Origin of the sequence: Micromonospora sp. NPDC049051 (assembly GCF_043197575.1) — a bacterium.
Taxonomy (GTDB): Bacteria; Actinomycetota; Actinomycetes; order Mycobacteriales; family Micromonosporaceae; genus Micromonospora.
This window is the reverse complement of record NZ_JBICTL010000005.1, coordinates 446,618-465,480: the sequence shown is the minus strand read 5'-3', so window position 1 is coordinate 465,480 and position 18,863 is coordinate 446,618. Positions and strand designations below refer to the sequence as shown.

At 75.6% G+C, this 18,863-nt stretch carries 21 protein-coding genes; 1 reads left to right on the top strand and 20 read right to left on the bottom strand.

Translation table 11 applies throughout. The features are described from left to right. Positions 1-10: 10 nt before the first annotated feature. From ACGFIR_RS23325 to hisD, 15 genes are all read right to left on the bottom strand, one after another. Positions 11-1,012 carry an NADP-dependent oxidoreductase gene (locus ACGFIR_RS23325; protein WP_393147081.1) on the bottom strand — a complete coding sequence of 334 codons (1,002 nt, stop codon included), beginning with the start codon at positions 1,010-1,012 and terminating at the stop codon, positions 11-13. Continuing rightward, positions 1,009-1,434 (bottom strand): organic hydroperoxide resistance protein, encoded by a 426-nt coding sequence (locus ACGFIR_RS23320; RefSeq protein WP_393147291.1) that lies wholly within the window; start codon positions 1,432-1,434, stop codon positions 1,009-1,011. Before ACGFIR_RS23320 ends, ACGFIR_RS23325 begins: the two co-directional genes overlap by 4 nt. Before the next feature lie 5 nt (positions 1,435-1,439). Then, on the bottom strand, positions 1,440-1,883 hold the full coding sequence (locus ACGFIR_RS23315) for a MarR family winged helix-turn-helix transcriptional regulator (protein ID WP_393147079.1): 444 nt from the start codon (positions 1,881-1,883) through the stop codon (positions 1,440-1,442). A 39-nt stretch (positions 1,884-1,922) separates the two neighbouring features. Beyond that, a complete protein-coding gene (locus ACGFIR_RS23310) occupies positions 1,923-3,440 on the bottom strand; it encodes a hypothetical protein (protein WP_393147077.1) in 1,518 nt (505 codons plus the stop codon). A 10-nt stretch (positions 3,441-3,450) separates the two neighbouring features. Further along, positions 3,451-4,002, bottom strand: coding sequence for a hypothetical protein (locus ACGFIR_RS23305; RefSeq protein WP_393147075.1), 552 nt, complete (start codon positions 4,000-4,002; stop codon positions 3,451-3,453). A gap of 59 nt (positions 4,003-4,061) precedes the next feature. Then, a complete protein-coding gene (locus ACGFIR_RS23300) occupies positions 4,062-4,340 on the bottom strand; it encodes a hypothetical protein (protein WP_393147073.1) in 279 nt (92 codons plus the stop codon). Positions 4,341-4,386: 46 nt separating this feature from the next. Then, entirely contained in the window at positions 4,387-7,272 is a 2,886-nt protein-coding gene (locus ACGFIR_RS23295) for a LuxR C-terminal-related transcriptional regulator (protein ID WP_393147071.1), read from the bottom strand. Positions 7,273-7,361: 89 nt separating this feature from the next. Then, positions 7,362-7,751, bottom strand: coding sequence for a RidA family protein (locus tag ACGFIR_RS23290; RefSeq protein WP_393002263.1), 390 nt, complete (start codon positions 7,749-7,751; stop codon positions 7,362-7,364). Further along, on the bottom strand, positions 7,748-8,473 hold the full coding sequence (gene priA, locus ACGFIR_RS23285; protein ID WP_393002261.1) for a bifunctional 1-(5-phosphoribosyl)-5-((5-phosphoribosylamino)methylideneamino)imidazole-4-carboxamide isomerase/phosphoribosylanthranilate isomerase PriA: 726 nt from the start codon (positions 8,471-8,473) through the stop codon (positions 7,748-7,750). The genes ACGFIR_RS23290 and priA overlap by 4 nt, the downstream gene beginning before the upstream one ends. A gap of 17 nt (positions 8,474-8,490) precedes the next feature. Then, positions 8,491-8,814: a hypothetical protein gene (locus ACGFIR_RS23280; RefSeq protein ID WP_393002259.1), complete on the bottom strand. Its 324-nt coding sequence runs from the start codon at positions 8,812-8,814 to the stop codon at positions 8,491-8,493. 60 nt (positions 8,815-8,874) lie between these two features. Continuing rightward, positions 8,875-9,507 carry an imidazole glycerol phosphate synthase subunit HisH gene (gene hisH / locus ACGFIR_RS23275; protein WP_393002257.1) on the bottom strand — a complete coding sequence of 211 codons (633 nt, stop codon included), beginning with the start codon at positions 9,505-9,507 and terminating at the stop codon, positions 8,875-8,877. 55 nt (positions 9,508-9,562) lie between these two features. Continuing rightward, on the bottom strand, positions 9,563-9,736 hold the full coding sequence (locus tag ACGFIR_RS23270) for a hypothetical protein (RefSeq protein ID WP_393002255.1): 174 nt from the start codon (positions 9,734-9,736) through the stop codon (positions 9,563-9,565). Next, positions 9,737-10,348: an imidazoleglycerol-phosphate dehydratase HisB gene (hisB, locus tag ACGFIR_RS23265; RefSeq protein WP_393002253.1), complete on the bottom strand. Its 612-nt coding sequence runs from the start codon at positions 10,346-10,348 to the stop codon at positions 9,737-9,739. 112 nt (positions 10,349-10,460) lie between these two features. Continuing rightward, on the bottom strand, positions 10,461-11,531 hold the full coding sequence (locus ACGFIR_RS23260; protein WP_393002251.1) for a histidinol-phosphate transaminase: 1,071 nt from the start codon (positions 11,529-11,531) through the stop codon (positions 10,461-10,463). 55 nt (positions 11,532-11,586) lie between these two features. Next, complete coding sequence (gene hisD / locus ACGFIR_RS23255) at positions 11,587-12,909, bottom strand: histidinol dehydrogenase (protein ID WP_393002249.1); 1,323 nt, start codon at positions 12,907-12,909, stop codon at positions 11,587-11,589. Between the two features lie 107 nt (positions 12,910-13,016). Here hisD and ACGFIR_RS23250 point away from each other — a divergent pair, with 107 nt between their 5' ends. After that, a complete protein-coding gene (locus tag ACGFIR_RS23250) occupies positions 13,017-13,718 on the top strand; it encodes an LON peptidase substrate-binding domain-containing protein (protein WP_393002247.1) in 702 nt (233 codons plus the stop codon). Here ACGFIR_RS23250 and ACGFIR_RS23245 read toward each other — a convergent pair. From ACGFIR_RS23245 to ACGFIR_RS23225, 5 genes are all read right to left on the bottom strand, one after another. Continuing rightward, a complete protein-coding gene (locus tag ACGFIR_RS23245; protein ID WP_393147069.1) occupies positions 13,633-14,625 on the bottom strand; it encodes a DUF2567 domain-containing protein in 993 nt (330 codons plus the stop codon). The genes ACGFIR_RS23250 and ACGFIR_RS23245 overlap by 86 nt on opposite strands. A 56-nt stretch (positions 14,626-14,681) precedes the next feature. Then, positions 14,682-16,385, bottom strand: coding sequence for an AAA family ATPase (locus ACGFIR_RS23240; RefSeq protein ID WP_393147067.1), 1,704 nt, complete (start codon positions 16,383-16,385; stop codon positions 14,682-14,684). 311 nt (positions 16,386-16,696) lie between these two features. After that, positions 16,697-17,641, bottom strand: coding sequence for an RluA family pseudouridine synthase (locus ACGFIR_RS23235; RefSeq protein WP_393147065.1), 945 nt, complete (start codon positions 17,639-17,641; stop codon positions 16,697-16,699). Continuing rightward, a complete protein-coding gene (lspA, locus tag ACGFIR_RS23230) occupies positions 17,638-18,270 on the bottom strand; it encodes a signal peptidase II (protein WP_393147063.1) in 633 nt (210 codons plus the stop codon). Before lspA ends, ACGFIR_RS23235 begins: the two co-directional genes overlap by 4 nt. Before the next feature lie 66 nt (positions 18,271-18,336). Continuing rightward, positions 18,337-18,756, bottom strand: coding sequence for a TraR/DksA C4-type zinc finger protein (locus ACGFIR_RS23225; protein WP_121400566.1), 420 nt, complete (start codon positions 18,754-18,756; stop codon positions 18,337-18,339). Positions 18,757-18,863 lie beyond the last annotated feature (107 nt).

The following is an 18,863-nucleotide window of genomic DNA, read 5'->3' as shown; positions in this document are numbered from 1 at the left end:
GGTGCCTTCCTCACACCCGGACGAGCATCTTGCCGAGGTTCTCGCCGCGGAGCAGGCCGAGGAACGCCTCGGGGGCGTTCTCGATGCCGTCGACGACCGTCTCGTCGTACGAGACCTTGCCGTCCCGCAGCCAGCCGGCCATCTCGCGGACGAACTCGTCGCGCAGGTGCCCGTGGTCGCCGACCAGGAAGCCGCGCAGGGTGAGCCGCTTGCCGATGAGCAGCGCCAGGTTGCGCGGCGCGGCCGGGGGCTCGGTGTCGTTGTACTGCGCGATCATTCCGCAGATCGCGGCACGGCCGTGCATCTTCATCGCGGAGATCGCCGCCTCCAGGTGGTCCCCGCCGACGTTGTCGAAGTAGACGTCGACGCCGTCGGGGGCGGCGGCCTTCAACGAGTCGCGTACCGGGCCGTCGTGGTAGTCGAACGCCGCGTCGAAGCCGAGTTTCCGCAGCCGCTCGACCTTCGCCGCCGAGCCGGCGCTGCCGACCACGCGCCCCGCGCCCCTGATCTTGGCGATCTGCCCGACCAGGCTGCCCACCGCGCCGGCGGCGGCCGAGACGAAGACGGTCTCCCCCGGCTTCATCCCGGCGACCTCCAGCAGCCCGGCGTACGCGGTCAGGCCGGTCATGCCGAGCACGCTCAGGTAGGCGCTGACCGGGGCGAGATCGGGATCGACCTTCCGGGCGCCCCTCGCGTCGAGCAGCGCGTACTCGCGCCAGCCGAGGCCGTGCAGCACGGTGTCGCCGGGCCGGACGCCCTCGGCCTCGCTGGCCACGACCTCGCCGACGGCCCCGCCGTCGAGCGGCGCGTCGAGCGCGAACGGCGGCACGTACGACCTGACGTCGTTCATCCGGCCCCGCATGTACGGGTCGACCGAGACGTACCGGTTGCGGACCACGACCTGCCCCGGCCCGGGGGTGGGCACCTCGGTCTCGACGAGCCGGAAGTTGTCGGCGGTCGGCCAGCCCTGCGGGCGGGAGGCCAGGTGGATCTCCCGGTTGCGGGTGCTCACCGCGCCTCGCGCACGGTGAGGGCGACCTCGACGTTGCCGCGGGTGGCGTTCGAGTAGGGGCAGACCTGGTGCGCCTGTGCGAGCAGCTCCTCGGCGGTGGCCCGGTCGACGGCCGGGAGGTCGACCGCGAGGGCGACGGTCAGCCCGAAGCCGCCGCTGCCGTTGGCGCCGATGCCCACCTCGGCCTCCACGACCGAGCCGGAGACGTCGGCCTTCGCCTTGCGGGCGACCAGGCGCAGCGCCGAGTGGAAGCAGGCGGCGTAGCCGGCCGCGAAGAGCTGCTCGGGGTTGGCGGCGCCGCCGGCGCCACCCATCTCCTTCGGCACGGCCAGCCCCAGGTCGAGGGTGCCGTCGGAGGTACGGACGTGGCCGTCCCGACCGTCCCCGGTGGCCCGGGCGGACGCGGTGTAGAGCACCTGCATGGTGGTCACTGCTCCTTCTGTCGGTGGATCGTCTCGGTGACCCGGGTGAGGGTGTCGCGCAGGGCGACCAGCTCCGCCTCGGTGAGGCCCGTGGCGCTGGCGACCCGCAGCGGCACCTCGCACATCCGGTGCCGCAGGGCCCGCCCGTCGTCGGTCAGGCCCACCTCCACCCGCCGCTCGTCGCGCGCCGACCGGGTCCGGACGACCAGCCCCGCCCCCTCCAGCCGCTTGAGCAGCGGGGAGAGCGTGCCGGAGTCCAGCCGCAGGGCGGCGCCGAGCTCGGAGACCGTGGGGGCGTCGTCGCGCTCCCAGAGCACCAGCAGCACCAGGTACTGCGGGTAGGTCAGGCCGAACTCGTCGAGGACGGGCCGGTAGACGTCGGTGAGGGCGCGCGACGCGGCATAGAGCGCGAAGCACACCTGCCGGCGCAGTACCAGATGGTCGGTCACCGGGAAACCGTAGCGCGCAATTTGGTTGTGCACAACCGATCAGTTGACGCACAGCGGCACGTTGGGCGGCACCGTCTCGCCGCGCTTCACCACAGTGGTCTGCGAGCCGAGCGTGCCGGAGTTCTCGATCGGTTCGGTCCGGAAGACCTTCAGGAAGAAGTTGACCACGTCGGCCACCACCTTCGGGATCGAGTAGCCGATGCCGTACCGCATGGTGACGTTGATCCCCGCGCCCCGGCAGACGATGAGACCGGCGCCCGAGCCCAGGGTCGCCCCGACAGTCGTACGCAGCCCCACGTAGAGACCGGCGCTGAACCCGAGCGCCCCGATCCCGACGGTGAACTTCACGTCGTAGCTGAGCAGCATGCCGTTCACGCCGATCGACACCCCGGTGATGGAGTTGGTCAGGCTGTCGCGGACCGTGAATCCGGCGGGCACCACGGGCCCGAAGAACGGGCGGTGGTACCCGTAGCCGACCGCGCCGGTCAGGGCGTACTCGCCGGCCGCCCGGAACGACCCGTCCTTGGCGGTGAAGACGGTCCGGACCTCCAGCAACTGGTCCACGGTGGCGGAGAACGGCACCCCGAGGATGGTGCCGATCGGCACGCTGAACTGCACCGGCACCACGACGGACTTCGCCAGGTTGCGCTGGTTGCCGACCTGGGTGGCGGCGTCGATCGAGACCCGGAGGCCGGCGCCCCCGGTGACGCTGAACTCGGCCCGGGTCACGGCGCCACCGCTGATGGCCACGTCGAAGCTCGCCGTCGGGCGCCGCATCACGAAGGTGACCGAGCCCCTCATCCGGATGTCGCCGTCGTCGTAGGCGAAACTCAGGCCGACGCCGTCGGCACAGCACTGCGGGGTCAGCTGGATCCCGCCCGCCTTCGCGGCGGACGACCCGCCCGGCCGGGCCGGCGGCTGCGGCGGCCGGGGCGCCTGACCCGCGCGGACCGGCACGGCCCGGCCGGGCAGGCGCGAGCCGCCCGACGCCCCGGCCCCGTCCGCACGGTCGGCCCCGGCGGGCCCCGGGACCAGCCCTCCGCCCGTTCCGCCCTCCTCGGGCAGGTCGGCCGCCGCCCAGGCCGGCTCACCGGCGGCGTACGCGACGGGCCGGTCCAGCGGCACGGGCCGGTCGGTGCGGAAGGTGCCGTCCCGCACGACCTCGGTCAGGGTCACCGGGCCGATGGTCACCGCGAGGTCGTCCCCCTCCGGACGCACGTCCACCACCCGGCCGACCGCCCGTCCCGTCAGGAACATCACCCGGCCCGGGGCCAGTTCGTCCGCCCGCTCCGCGTCCGGGTCGATCCGCCAGGTCAGGCCGTCGTCGGTCACCGACCGCACCGCCCGCCCGCCGCCGCCGACCAGCACCACGTCCGGCTGGTACGTCACGTCGGGATGCGGCTGCGGCGCCAGGCCGTGACGGATCGCGTCGGCGTGGTACGGGTCGGACGGGTCCCCGCCCGGCGGATCGTCGCGCTGGCAGGCCGCCGTCACGACCACCAACAGGACCAGCACGGTCGCCGCCGCGAGCGCCCGGACGACGGGGTTCGTCCTCATCGCGACCCGCTCAGAGCCGTCCGGCCACGGTACGGGCCACGCGTTCCAGGGGCGCCCGGTTCTCGGCCGGGTCGTTGAGCCGGACCAACCGCACCGACACCCACTGGCCGGCCCGGTGGACGAAGACGGCCTCGTGGCTCGCGTACGCCTCGTCGCCGACCCCCGGCAGCGGTCGCAGCTCGTGGCCGAGGTCCCGCTCGATGTCCAGGAACTTCTTGGCCCCGTCGCCGACGAAGACCTCCACCTGGGCGGTCGGCCCGGTCACCGGCCCGGTGTAGGTACAGGTCTCCCGCACGGGCTTGGCGTCGTCCAGTCCGGTGCCGGCGAGCTGCTCGGCCTCCTTCCTGGACACCAGCGCGCAGGGGTCCGGCGCCGCCGCTGCCGACGGTGTCGGCTCCGGCTCGGCCTCGGTGCTTTCGACGACCACCTCCGACGGCGCCACGACGTCGGGCGCGGGCGGCTGGCCCCCTTCGGCCCCGCCACATCCGGCCAGCGGCACGGCCGCCAGGCCGAGCAGCCCGGCCAGCAACGCGTACCGGCCCGGACGACGAATCTGCTGCACGATGTCCCTCCTTCGTGGCTGGCGGCCGGGGCCGGGCGCGGGCCGGAACGGCGGCACGGTCACGGCCGGTCACCCCCGGTCAGCGGCGCCGGCTCGTCCGGCGCCGAGATCCACTCGGCCGGGCCCAGCCGGTCGACCCGCCAGCCCACGGCGCTGGCCACCGCGGCCACCGTCTCCGCGTCCGGTCCCTCGACCAGGGCGAGCACCACCTCGTCGGCCACGATCCGCACGGCTGCCCGCAGCCGGGTGGCGTCGGTGGTCAGCGCACCGACCGGCTCGTCGGCGCACTCCTGAGCGACGCCGTCGTAGCGTTCGAGGACGAAGAGTCGAGTGGCCATACGCCAACGCTAGGTCGGCACGGCGCCGGGGTAATCGGGTGTTTCCCTATCCTTCGCCGTCGGCCCGGGCCATCACGGCGCCCAGCTCGGCGCGGCTGGCGATCCCGAGCTTGCGGTAGATCCGCGCGAGGTTCGCCTCGACCGTCTTGGGGCTGATGAACAGCGTGTCGGCGATGACGCGGTTGGTCAGGCCGGTGGCGGCGAGCCGGGCCACCTCCCGCTCGGTGCCGGTCAGCTGGCGAGGCGCCGCCGGGCGGCCTCCCATGCGGTCCGCCTCCGCGCGGGCCCGGCCGGCGAGAGCCGCCGCGCCGAGCGCCTCGAACTCGAGGGCGGCCGTGGTCAGCGCCTCGCGCGCCTCGCGCCGGCGCCGGACCCGCCGGTACGCGACACCGGCCACCAGCAGACAGCGCGCCCGGTCCAGGGGCAGCACGTCGGCGGGCACCTCGGCCCTGGCGGCAGCCAGCTCCGCCAGGGCGTCCGACGGGTCCCGGCCCAGTGCGCCCGCGAGCAGCACCCGGCTGCGGGCCAGCCCCAGGGTGGTCCACGGCCGTGGCAACCGCCGGTGCCGCACGGTCAGCCGGTCCAGCGCCTCCGCCGCCGTGGCCAGGTCGCCCGTGCCGACGCAGGCCTCCAGCCAGTCCGGCTCGAACCGCTGGGCGATGGGCTCCACCAGCCCCAGCGCGTCGACGGTGGCGGCCAGCTCGCCGTAGTACCGCGCGGCCTCGGGCAGCCGGCCACCGGTCAGCGCGGCGAACCCGGCCAGCTGGGCGAAGATCCGGCGGCGCCAGCGGTCGTCCAGCTCGGCGGCCCGGCGCAGCCCGTCCTCGGCGATCCGGCTGGCGTGCGCCACCTGCCCCCGGTACGCCCGCAGCAGCCCGTCCAGCCAGTGTTCGCCGGCCGAGTCGCTGCCGTACTGCTCCCCCAGCTCGCGGGCGGCGGCGATGTGCGCCGCGGCGGCCGAGTACCGCCCGGCGAGCAGCTCGCTCTCGCCCAGGTGGCAGAGGAGTTCGTGCTGGGACGGCTCGTCACCGCGGGCGACGGCCCGCGCCAGCATCCGACTGAGCCGGTCGCGGGCCCGCCCGTGCTCGTCGACCGCCTTCCACCAGGCCGCCGGCACGATGCCCGCCAGCCACGACGGGTCCTCCCCCTCCAGCACGAGCGCCCGTTCCAGGAGGTCCGTCCGGGCCGGCAACCCGGCCCGGACCTCGTTGAAGAACAGCAGCAGCAACGCCGCCGCGTGCACCGGACGGTCCTGCGGGCTGGCGGCCAGCAGCGCCACCGCCGCCTGGGCGTCCCGGCACGCCGGCTCCGGGGCATCGCGGAACAGGCTGAGATGGGCGTGGATGCGTCCCGCCAGCGTCGAGGAGGCCGGGGCCGCTTCCAGCGCCCGTTCGGCCGCCAACCGGGCGGCCTCCGGCGGTTCGTCGGAACTCCAGGCGACGACGGCCCGCAGCAGCAGCGCCTCCGCCCGTGCCGGCCCGGTCAACTCCTCGGCGGCGAGGTCGGCGGCCACCTTCGCGGCGGGGTAGTCGCCGCTGTCGAACCGGCACTCCGCGGCGGCCAACCGCCACCGCGCGAACTCCTCGGGCGTGCCCGGCGGGAGGAGCCGCGCCGCGGTGTCGTACAGCCCGGCCGCCGTCTCCGGCGCCCCCCGGGCCCGTTGCCGGACGGCGGCCGCCGCGATCTCCGCCGCCGCCCGCGGATCGGGTGCGCTGACGCAGCGGGCGAGCTGCCGCGCCCGCTCGTCCGGGTCGTACGCGGTGTCGGCGAGCAACCGGTGCAAGCGGCGACGCACACCCGGTGGCACGTCGTCGCGCACCGCCGCGGCGTAGACCGGGTGGGTGAACGCGACGGCCTCCCCGGCGACGGCCACCAGGCCGGCCTCCTCCGCCGCGTCGAAGGCCGTCGGCGACACCCCGGCCCGGACCAGCGCGGCCAGCGCGGGTACGCCGGAGAGGGCGGCGAGCCGGATCGCGTGCCGGGTGTCGGGCGGCAGGGCGGCCACCCGGTCGGCGACCAGCCGCCGCAGCGACGGCGCGGCCGGCAGGTCGGCGCCCGGGGCCGGCAGCTGCGGCATCCGCAGCACCGCGCGGGCGAGTTCGATGGCGAGCAGCGGGTTGCCCCCGGCCTCCTCGGCGATGCGCACCAGCAGGGGGCGGGGCAGCGCCGTGCCGGTCTCGGTACGCAGCACGTGGTGCAGCGCGCCGACGCCGAGCGGGCCGAGGGCGATCCGGTCGAGCCGCCCGCCGGTGGCGCCGTGGTCGATGCCCAGCGGGGCGGGGTCCACGCCCGCCCGTTCCGCGCGGGCGGTGACCAGGACGGCGACGCCCGGCGTCAGCCGGCGCACCGCGAAGCGCAACGCGCGCTCACTCGGCGGGTCGAGCCACGGGGCGTCGTCCACGGCCACCAGCAACCGGGGCACGGACGGGCCCGCACCGTCGCCCGCGACACCGGTGGCAGCAGCGAGGCCTGCGGCGGTGGCAGCGCCTGCGACGCCGGTCGTGGCGGCCGTACCGGTGGCGGTGGTGGCGGCCGTACCGGTGGCGGCCGTGGCGGTCGTGCTGGTGGCGGCGGTGGCCAGCAGCGACGCGGTGGCGACGCCGACCGTGCGCTCGTCGACCGGCTGCGTCACCTCGCCGGCGAGCAGCACCCCGGCCAACGCCGCGCGCTGCGGGGCGGGCAACTCGGGCACCCGGCCGGCGAGCGGGGCCAGCAGGTCCGCCAGCGCCGCGAACGGCAGTGCCGACTCCGACTCGGTCGGCGCGCAGGCCAGCACCAGCCAGCCGGCCCGGCCGGCCGTGGCCAGCAACGACCGGTGCACGGCCGTCTTGCCGATCCCGGCGGGACCCTCCACGAGGACCGGCCGTCCCTCGGCCAGGCTCCGCCAGGCATGGTCGACCACCAAGTCCCGACCGACGGCCGCCCCGCTCACCGGCTCAGTCTGGCACCGGCCCGCGACGGCGGTCGAGAACCGGACGGCGGGTCGCGCGAGACCGCCGATCCGGGCCGTCCCGCCAGGGCTCAGCGATCGCCGAGGTACGCCTCCAACTCCACCTCGACCAGGTGGTCCGGGTCGAGCAGACCGGCCACCACCACCAGCGTGGCCACCGGGCGGACCGCGCCGAAGACCGCGTTGTGCGCCCGCCCCACCTCGTCGGCGTACGTGCGGTCGGTGACGTACATCCGGGTCCGCACCACGTCCCCGGGCTCCGCGCCCACCTCGGCCAGCGCGGCCAGCCCGATCCGCAGGGCCTGCGCGGTCTGCGCCGCCGCGTCGCCCACGTGGGTGACCACGCCGTCCACCGTGGAGGTGCAGCCGGCCGTCCAGGCCAGGTCGCCGGCCCGGACCACCCGGCAGTAGCCGTACACCGACTCCCACGGGCCGCCCGACCCGAGCCGGGTGACGGTCACGCCGCGGCCAGGGTTTCCAGCGCCTGCGCCACCGTGAAGGCGCCCGCGTACAGCGCCTTGCCGGCGATCACGCCCTCCACACCCAACGGCTCCAGGGTGGCCAGCGCCCGCAGGTCGTCCAGGGTGGAGACGCCGCCCGAGGCGATGACCGGGGCATCGGTACGGGCGCAGACCTCGCGCAGCAGGTCCAGGTTCGGCCCGCGCATGGTGCCGTCCTTGGTGATGTCCGTGACGACGTAGCGCGCCGCACCCGCCTTGTCCAGCCGCTCCAGCACCTCGAACAGGTCGCCGCCGTCGCGCGTCCAGCCCCGGGCGGAGAGGGTACGGCCCCGCACGTCCAGCCCGATCGCCACCCGGTCGCCGAACTCGCCGCACACCCGGTCGCACCAGACGGGATCCTCCAGTGCGGCGGTGCCGATGTTCACCCGGGCCGCCCCGGTGCCCAGCGCGGCCCGCAGCGACTCGTCGTCGCGGATGCCGCCGGACAGCTCCACCTTCACGTCGAGCTGCCGCACCACCTCGGCCAGCAGGTGCGCGTTGGAGCCACGGCCGAACGCGGCGTCGAGGTCGACCAGGTGGATCCACTCGGCACCGTCGCGCTGCCACGCCAGCGCCGCCTCCAACGGGTCGCCGTACGTCGTCTCGCTGCCGGCGGCGCCCTGCACGAGTCGGACGGCCTGGCCGTCGGCGACGTCCACGGCGGGCAACAGGGTGAGGCTCACGGTATTTCTCCTCGAAGTCAGGTGCGACGGTCCAGGGCGATCACCACGATCGCCGGCAGTACGAGCAGCAACAGCACGACCAGCGCGATCCGCAGCGCCAGATCGTCGACGAACGTCCAGATCAGCGTCATCGCCGCCAGGGTCAGCAGCACGATGGCGGCGCGTTCGCCGCGGCTGTGCCGGGGCAGCCGGCCCGTCCGCCCCCGGCGCAGCGACGGCGTCAACCGGCGGACCAGCGCCCGGCGGCGCGACCGTCGGGCCGCCCGCCGCTCGCGGACGACCCGGGCCCGGGCAGCCTCGGCCTCCCGGGCGGCCCGACGCCGGGCCCGCTCCTTGCTCACGACGTACCCCTTCGCGGGCTGGCTGCCGACGGGATCGGCCCCGCCGCACCGGGCCGGCGCTCAGTCACCGGTGGAGAGCGTGGCGAGCCAGTTGCGCAGCAGCGCGGCACCGGTGTCGGCGGACTTCTCCGGGTGGAACTGCGCGGCGCACAGCGGACCCCGCTCGACGGCCGCCACGAAGTCCGTTCCGTGGTGGGCGGTGGTGACCAGGGCGCCGGCCTCCGCCAGGGCGCCCGGCTCCCGGACCCCGTACGAGTGCACGAAGTAGAACCGGCTGCCGGCCGGCAGGCCGGCGAAGAGCACCGAACCCGCCGGCGCGGTGACCGTGTTCCAGCCCATGTGCGGCAGCCGGGGGGCGGCCAGGCTGGTCACCCCGCCCGGGAGCAGCCCGAGGCCCTTGGTCACCACGCCGTGCTCGTCGCCGTGCTCGAAGAGCACCTGCATGCCCACGCAGATGCCCAGCACGGGACGGCCGGCGGCGACGCGCTCGGCGATCACCGGGCCGGCCCCGAGGGCCTCGATCCCCGCCATGCAGGCGGCGAACGCGCCCACGCCCGGCACCACCAGCCCGTCCGCCTCGGCGGCGGCGGTCAGGTCGTCGGTCACCGTCACGTCCGCGCCGGCCCGGGCCAGGGCCCGCTCAGCCGAACGCAGGTTGCCCGACCCGTAGTCGAGCACCACCACGCGGCTCATGCCGTCACCACCCTCCGGTCGGCGGCGCCGCGACGCGGCGGCCTGGTCCGCCCGCTCACGCGCCCTCCCCCGGCAGCAACCAGAGCGCACCGGCGACCGTGGCCAGGACGGCGAGCAGCGCGGTGACGATCACCGCGCCGCGCGGCGCACCCTGCCGGTGCAACGACCACGCCCCGCCGACCAGCACGCCGGCCAGGATCAACACCAACGACGGCAGCGCCCCGCCCATTCAGAGCGCCCCCTTCGTGCTGGGGATCGCGCCCGCCGCGCGCGGGTCGATCGCCGTGGCCTCGCGCAGCGCGCGGGAGACCGCCTTGAACTGGGCCTCCACCACGTGGTGGGCGTCCGGGTGCCCGCCGGGGCGGGCCGCCCGCAGCACGTCCACGTGCAGGGTGATCCGGGCCGCCTGGCCGAAGGACTCCCAGATGTGCCGGGTCATGCTGGTCGGGTAGACCGGCCCGATGTACGGCGCCAGCACCGGCTCGTCGTGCACCACGTAGGGACGGCCGGAGAGATCGACGGCGGCCCGGACCAGCACCTCGTCCATCGGGACGGTGGCCGAGCCGTACCGCCGGATGCCGGCCTTGTCCCCCAGCGCCTGGTCGAACGCGGCGCCCAGCGCGAGGGCCGTGTCCTCCATCGTGTGGTGGGCGTCGATCTCCAGGTCACCCACGGTCTGCACGGTCAGGTCGAAGCCGCCGTGCCGGGCGATCTGGTGCAGCATGTGGTCGTAGAAGCCGACGCCGGTGCCGATCTCGGCCCGGCCGGTGCCGTCGAGGTCGATCTCGACGAGGACCCTCGTCTCCTTGGTGATCCGCTCCACGCGGGCGGCCCTGCTCATTGCTTGCCTTTCGGTCGCGGCTGCGGGGCTCGCAAGCTCACTCCTCGCGCTCCCAACTGCTTGCCTTTCGGTCGCGGCTGCGGGGCTCGCAAGCTCACTCCTCGCGCTCCCACTAGATCTTCTCCATGGCGGTGAGGAAGGCGTCGGTCTCGGCCGGGGTGCCGGCGGTGACGCGCAGCCAGCCCGGCAGGCCCACGTCGCGGACCAGCACGCCGTGCTCCAGCAGGGCGCGCCAGGCGGCGGACTGGTCGCCCCCCACCTCGAACAGCACGAAGTTGGCGTCGCTGTCGGCCACCCGCACGCCCCGCTCGCGCAGCCGCGCCACGATCCGGTCGCGCTGCCCGCAGATCGCGGCCACCGTGCCGAGCAGGGCGTCGCGGTGCGCCAGCGCCGCCCGGGCCGCGGCCTGGGTGAGGGCCGAGAGGTGGTACGGCAGCCGGACCAGCTGCACCGCCGCCACCACCGCCGGGTCGGCCGCCAGGTAGCCCAGCCGGCCGCCGGCGAAGCCGAACGCCTTGCTCATCGTCCGGGTCACCACCAGCCGCGGGTGCCCGGGCAGCACCGCCAGGGCGCTGACCGTGCCGGGGCGGGCGAACTCGGCGTACGCCTCGTCGACGACCACCATGCCGGGCGCGGCGTCCAGCACCGCGGCGACCACCGCCGGGTCGAGGGCGGTGCCCGTCGGGTTGTTCGGCGAGCAGAGGAAGACCACGTCCGGGGCGTGCTCGCGGACCTGGGTGACCGCCTCGTCCGCCGTCAGCCCGTAGTCGACGCCCCGGCGGGCCGGTACCCACCGGGTGCCGGTGCCGAGCGCCAGCAGCGGGTGCATCGAGTACGCCGGGACGAAGCCGAGCGCGCTGCGCCCCGGGCCACCGAACGCCTGGAGCAGCTGCTGCTGGATCTCGTTGGAGCCGTTGGCCGCCCACACGTGGTCGACGGTGAGCCCGTGGCCGAGGTAGCCGGCCAGGTCGGCGCGCAGCGCCAGCGCGTCGCGGTCCGGGTAGCGGTTGAGGTCGCGCAGCTCCGCCGCCAGGGCCTTGCCGAGCGCGTCCACCACCGCCTCGGGCACCGGGTAGGAGTTCTCGTTGGTGTTCAGCCGCACGGGCACGTCGAGCTGCGGCGCCCCGTACGGCGACAGCCCGCGCAGGTCGTCGCGGATCGGCAGGTCGTCGAGGGTGGTCACGCGGCCACCCCGCTCCGGCGCGCGACGGCCCGGGGCCGACGGGGTCCGGGCCCGCTCACGACGCGGCCCCCGGGAAACGCACGCTGACCGCCTGCCCGTGCGCCGGCAGGTCCTCGACGCCGGCCAGGGTGACCACGTGCGGGGCCACCTCACGCAGCGCCTCCTGCGTGTATTCGACCAGGTGGATGCCGCGCAGGAAGGACTGCACCGACAGCCCCGAGGAGTGCCGGGCGCAGCCGCCGGTGGGCAGCACGTGGTTGGAGCCGGCGCAGTAGTCGCCGAGCGACACCGGCGACCAGGCGCCGACGAAGATCGCCCCGGCGTTGCGCACCCGTAGCGCCCACTCGCGGGCGTCCCGGGTCTGGATCTCCAGGTGCTCGGCCGCGTACGCGTCGACCACCCGCAGCCCGGCGTCGAGGTCGTCGACCAGGACGACGCCGCTCTGCTCGCCGGTCAGCGCGGTGGTGACCCGCTCGGCGTGCTTGGTGGCCGGCACCTGCCGGGCCAGTTCCCGCTCGACCGCCTCGACCAGCTCGACCGAGGGGGTCACCAGCACGCTGGCCGCGAGGGGGTCGTGCTCGGCCTGGCTGACCAGGTCGGCGGCGACGTGCGCCGGGTCGGCGGTGTCGTCGGCCAGGATGGCGATCTCGGTCGGGCCGGCCTCGGCGTCGATGCCGACGACGCCCCGCAGCAGCCGCTTGGCGGCGGTGACCCAGATGTTGCCCGGGCCGGTGATCATGTCGACCGGGTCGCAGTACGCGCTGCCCTCGGCGTCGACGGCCGCGCCGTACGCCAGCATCGCCACGGCCTGGGCGCCACCGACGGCGTAGACCTCGTCGACGCCGAGCAGGGCGCAGGCGGCCAGCACCCGGGCGTCGGGCAGCCCGCCGTTGTCCTTCTGCGGCGGGCTCGCCACGACCAGCGAGCGCACCCCGGCCGCCTGGGCCGGCACCACGTTCATCACCACGGTCGACGGGTACATCGCCAGGCCGCCGGGGACGTAGAGGCCGACCCGGTCGACCGGCACCCAGCGCTCGGTCACCGTGCCGCCCGGCACCACCTGGGTGGTGTGGTCGGTGCGGCGCTGGTCGGCGTGCACCTTCCGGGCCCGCGCGATCGACTCCAGCAGCGCCGCGCGCACCTCGGGAGCGAGGGTGCCCTCCGCCTCGGCGATCGCCTCGGCGGGCACCCGCAGCACCTCGGGCGAGATCCCGTCGAAGCGCTCGCTGGCCTCCCGGATCGCCGGGTAACCATGCTCCCGGACCGCCTCCACGAGGGGGCGGATCCGCTCGACGGCCACGGAGACGTCGAGTTGGGCACGGGGCAGCAGACGGCGCGGGTCGCGCACGCCGCCGCGCAGGTCGATCCGGTTCAACACCCTTGCGAGTCTAGGCGGCCCGGCCGGACGGCGACCGGCGCCGCCCGTACGCCGGGACGGTGAGCCGGGACACGCCGCCGCGGCGGGATCGGGCTACGCTCGGACGCGTGACTGCGCGGCTGCCGGTGTTTCCGCTCGGAATGGTCCTCTTTCCCGGTCTGGTGCTGCCGCTGCACATATTCGAGGAGCGCTACCGCGCCCTCGTCCGGCACCTGGTCGCGCTGCCGGAGGACGCCCCGCGCGAGTTCGGGGTGGTGGCCATCCGGGCCGGCTGGGAGGTCGCCCCGACCGGGCCGGACGGGCAGCCGCTGCCCGGCGGCGACGTCACCCTGCACGAGGTGGGCTGCACCGCCGAGCTGCGGCAGGTCACCGAGCGCCCCGACGGCGGCTTCGACATCGTCACGGTGGGCAAGCGCCGGTTCCGCATCGCCGACGTCGACCGCGACGCCGAGCCCTACCTCACGGCCGACGTGGAGTGGCTGCCCGAGCCGGGCGGGCCCGACGAGGTCGCCGACCTGCTCGCCGCCCGGGTGATCTCGGTCTTCCGGCAGTACCTGGGCCTGATCCGCGCCGACCCCGAGGAGCTCTCCGAGCAGCTGCCGGAGGACCCGACGGTGCTGTCGCACCTGGTGGCCGCGACGGCCGTGCTGACCGTGGCCGACCGGCAGCGGCTGCTCGCCATCGACGACACCGCCGCGCGGCTCCGCGCCGAGCTGCGCCTGCTCAACCGCGAGGCGGCGCTGCTGCGCCAGGTGCGGGCGGTTCCGGTGCCGCTGGCGGAGCTGGCGTCCCCGCCGACCCCCAACTGAGCCCGGGCGCTCGATCGGCACCTTCGGCACCGTATTCAGGGGCGCCGAAGCCCCCGCCGTCGGGCTCCCGCTCCGGGCGCAGCGACGGCCAGCGGGACCAGCCGGCCAGCAGGGTGTACGCCACGGCGGCGCCGAACGCGGGCAGCAGCAGGTTGCCGTGCGGCACCGGCAGCACGCCGAGCACCCAGTCGATGCCGCCGGCCCGCAGGTCGGCCGGCTTGTCGAAGGCCCGCCCGACGGGCGCGCTCTCCAGCAGCCGCTCGTAGTCGGCCAGCCCCACCCGACGGCCGACCTGCCAGGCGACCACGGCCGCGCCGAAGGCGCCGAACACGGCGGCGAGCAGGCCGACCGGCCCCCGTACCCGGCGCAGCACGAACCACAGCGCCAGCGCGACGAGCACCCCGAAGCCCAGCCCCAGCAGGCTGAACCAGCCGTCGGCCGCGACCGGCTGCTCCGGCTGCGGCTCGGCGTAGATCGCCCCGTCGGCGACCTTGAGCACGGGCGTGTCCGGCGCGAGCGCGGCCCAGAGCAGCCCGAGCGGCACCCCCAGCACGCTCGCCACGAGCACCGCCAGCAGGGCGAGCCGCACCGCCCGGCCGCGCGGCAGGTCCGGCTCGACCGGCGACGCGAGCGGGTAGCCGGCGGCGTACCCGAGGTCGGCGCCGCCGGGGAGGTACTCCACCGTCCCGCCGTGCGGCGGCACGCCGGTCGGCGGGTGCCACGGGGCGTCGGTCGTGCCGTGCGGCGGCACGCCGGGGGTGGGGTACGGCGGGACGGGTTCCCGGGCGGGGTACGGGTCGGCGGGGCCGACGCGGGCCGGCGGGCCGGGTTCCGCCCGGGCGGCCGGCGCCCCCGGCTCGTCGGGCCGGCGGTGGGGCCGGTCGGGTTCGGGGGTGTCCGCGCTCACCCGATGATCCTCTCAGGCCCGTGGGCGGCGTGGGTGGCCGGTGGCGGCACACCCGCTCACCGGGCGAACGGCTCCAGCATCATCGCGGCGGCCTTCAACCACGCCTGCCGGGTCTCCTGCTGGAGCTGGTGATATTCGATCGAGGAACCGGTCTCCAGCGCCGGGTCGTACGGCACCACGGCGACGCCCCGGGTCCGGGTCGCGAAGTGCCGCTCCAGGTCGTCCTGCAACGGCGAGCGGCCCGGCGTCGGGCAGGAGATCAGGGTGACAGCGTTGTCGGCCAGCTCCCCCATCCCCACCTCGTGCAGCAGGTCCAGCATCCAGTCGGCGCTGAACGCGGCGTCCTCCCGTGGCACGGTGGTCACCACGAGTTGGTCGGCGGCCTGCATGACGGTGCGCCAGTTGGCGCTCTCCACGTTGTTGCCGGTGTCCACGCAGACCACGTCGTGGGTGCGCCGCAGCAGCTCCAACACCCGCCGGACGGTGAACTGGTCCAGCCGCTGGGCGAACCGCGGACTCTCCTCGCCGGCCAGCACGTCGTACGAGCCGTCGGAGGCGTGCCGCAGGTAGTCGTCCAGGTGCTCCAGCAACTCGGCGCCCTCCTTGATCTCGACGTGCGCGAGATCGCTGACCAGGTGCCGGATGGTGCGGGCGTGCCGGGCGCTGCCGGCGCGTAGCCCGAGGGTGCCGCGCAGTTCGTTGTCGTCCCAGGCCAGTACGCCCCGCCCGCGTACGCTGCCGACGGTCGCCGCGGCCAGCACGGTGGCGGTGGTCTTGTGCACGCCGCCCTTCGGGTTGGCGAACGCGAGCACCCGGGGGGTGCCCAGCTCGCGGCGGAGCACCCCGGCGGCGCGCTCCACCTCGCTCTCCGCGTCGCGGGGCCGCCACTCCACCCGGGGCGGGTAGCTCCGCTCGGCGGCCACCGGCGCGGCTGGCGGGGCTGGCGGGGGCGACGGAGCCGGCGGCGGCTGTGCCTGGTGGGCGGGCCGGTTGCGGTAGCCGTTGTCGAGCACCGCGTAGCGGGACTCGACCGGGGGCGGCTCCTGACGGTAGCCGTTGTCCAGCAGGGCGTAGCGTGACTCGATCGGCCCCGGGCCACGGCGTGGTTCGGACTCGACGCGGGGTGGCGGGGGCTGGGCCGGAACCCGGTACGCCGGCTCGACCGGATACTCGGGATCTGCCCGGTAGGTCGGCTCGGCGGGATCGGAGCGGTACGTCGGCTCGATGGGGCCGGAGCGGTAGGTCGGCTCGATCGGATCGGAACGATAGGTCGGCTCTATCGGATCGGAACGGTAGGTCGGCTCGATGGGATCGGAGCGGTAGGTCGGCTCTATCGGATCGGAACGGTAGGTCGGCTCGATGGGATCGGAGCGGTAGGCGGGCTCGGGCGGGTACTCGGGTTCCCGCCGGTAGCCGGGCTCGGGCGGTTCCAGCCGGTAGGCGGGCTCCACCCGGTAGGTGGCCTCGGCCCGGTAGCCCGCGTCGACCGGCCGGCCGTACTCCGCGCCGTACGGTGGCGGGCCGGGCTCCGGCACGTACGGCGGCTCGGGCGACCGCCCGATGGCCGGCACCCGCGCGGCGAAGCCGTTGCCCGACGAGCGGCGGGGCAGCGGCTCGGGCGGGAGCGGCGGCGGATCGGCGTGCCGGTCGGCCTCGGCCTGCTCGGCCGTGCGGCCGCCGTGGCGGGCCCGGTCGAGCAGCGCCCGCCACCGCGGTGCTGGTTCGGCCGGCCGCCCCCAGCCGGTCTCGCTGCCCTCCACGGCTCGCCCTCCCAGCACCATCGATGTCCGTCTGACAGGCTACGAACGAAACCCTATTCGGACCACACCCGTCTACGCACCTCCGGTTCTTCCTCCCGTCCCCGGGCGGGCGCCGGGGTGCCACCGGCACCGGCGTCCGCCGAGGTCGACAGGGCCACCGCCGGCGGGCCGCAGCGCGTCGGTCCGGCCGACCCCGGTGACGGACCGGTCACGTCCCGTGCGGGTTCCGACGTTTCGCCCACGGGCGGAGACAACGGGCTGCCGGACAGCCGGCGGACCTGCTCGTCGGGGTGTCACGGGTGGGACGGCACTCAGTCGCGCAGGATCTCGAGCGCGCGGCCCAGGTCGTCAGGGTAGTCGCTGACGAAGCGCACCTCGTCGCCCGTGCGGGGGTGCAGGAAGCTCAGCGACCGGGCGTGCAGCCACTGCCTGCTCAGGCCGAGCCGGGCGGAGAGGGTCGGGTCCGCGCCGTACGTCAGGTCGCCCACGCACGGGTGCCGCAGCGTGGAGAAGTGCACCCGGATCTGGTGGGTGCGCCCGGTCTCCAGCCGGACGTCGACCAGGCTCGCCGCCGGGAACGCCTCGACGGTGTCGTAGTGGGTGATGCTCGGCTTGCCGCCGGAGACCACCGCCCAGCGGTAGTCGTGGGTGGGGTGCCGGTCGATCGGGGCGTCGACGGTGCCGCGCAGCGGGTCGAGGTGCCCCTGCACGACCGCGTGGTAGCGCTTCTCCACCTCGCGGTACTTGAACGCCCGCTTCAACGCGGTGTACGCCTGCTCGCTCTTGGCCACCACCATGACGCCCGTGGTGCCCACGTCGAGCCGGTGCACCACGCCCTGCCGCTCGGCTGCGCCGCTGGTCGAGATGCGGTGCCCGATGGCGGCCAGCGCGCCGATCACCGTCGGGCCGGTCCACCCGGGGCTCGGGTGCGCCGCCACGCCGACCGGCTTGTCCACCACCACGATGTCGTCGTCCGCGTACACCACCCGCAGGCCCGGCACCGCCTGCGGCACCACCGTGGGCGGGGCGACCGGCGCGGGCAGGGTCACCTCCAGCCAGGCGCCGGCCTTGACTCGGTGGGAGTTGGGCCGGGCGATCCCGTCGACCCGCGCATCGCCGGCGTCGACCAGGGCCGCGGCAGCGGTGCGGGACAGCCCGAACAGCCGCGAGACGGCCTGGTCGAGCCGCGTGCCGTCGAGGCCGTCGGGAACCGGCAGGGAACGGTGGTCGCCGCCGGCGGCGAAGGTGGCCGTCATGCCCGCTCCCGCTGCCCGGCGTCGGCCTGCGCCGCCTCGTCGGTGGACTCCTCGCGGCCGATCCGGCTGCCGTCGCGCTGCCGACCGGTCAACTCCAGCACCAGCGCGAGCAGCACGCCGCAGACGAGGGCGCTGTCGGCCAGGTTGAACACCGGGAACACCCGGCCGTACGGGGCGAAGACGCTGACCATGTCCACCACGTGGCCCACGAACCAGCCCGGGGCGCGGAAGACCCGGTCGGCGAAGTTGCCCAGCGCCCCGCCCAGCACCAGGCCCAGCGAGATCGCCCAGGGCAGCGAGCGCAGCTTCAGCGCCATCCAGACGATCCACCCGACCACCCCGAGGGTGATCAGCGGGAAGACCCAGGTGTGATCGGCGCCGATGCTCCACGCCGCGCCGCTGTTGCGGGTGAGGCTGAGGTAGACCGCGCCGCCGAGCAGCCTGACCGGTTCCCGGTCCTCCAGGGCCGCCAGGGCGAGGTGCTTGGTGGCGGCGTCGGCGGCGAGCACGGTCAGCGCGAGGCCGAACAGGATGGCGGCGGCCCGTCGGTGGGGCGTGCCGGCCCTCGGCTCGGCGCTGCCGGCGACCGGCTCAGCGCTGCCGGGCCCGGCGGGCGGTGCTTCGGACATCTGCTCCCCATCGACGCTCGCGGCGACGCGTCCGCGCCGCCTCCCATGGCGGCCGGGGAGCGGGCCTCAGCGCCGCTCCTCCAGCTGCTTGCACGTCACGCAGAGGGTGGCTGACGGGAAGGCGGCGAGCCGCTCCACCGGGATCGGGTTGCCGCACCGCTCGCACCACCCGTAGCCACCCTCGTCGAGCCGCTCCAGCGCGCGCTCGACCTGCGTGATCCGTTCCAGGATGCTGTTGGCGAGGGAGATCTCCTGCTCCCGCTCGAACGTCTTGGTCCCGGTGTCGGCCTGGTCGTCCCCGGCCGAGTCGGTCAGCCGGTCGCGCTGCAGCTCGGTGATCTCGCTCAGCGTCCGATCGTACTCGGCGCGCAACTCGTCACGCCGCGCCGCCAGGGCCGCCCGGATCTTCTCGGTCTCCGCAGCGCTGCGGGTGGCCTTCGCCACCGGCTTCCGGCCGGCGGTCCTGGTGTCGGCTGGCTTCGCCATCGTCGCTCCCTCGGCCGCGGAACCGCGGCGGTCCGCGGCACCTGGACGGGGCCGCCGGCATCGGCGCCCCCAGGTACAAAAGGGGCGCGCGGCGACCAGGCCGCGCA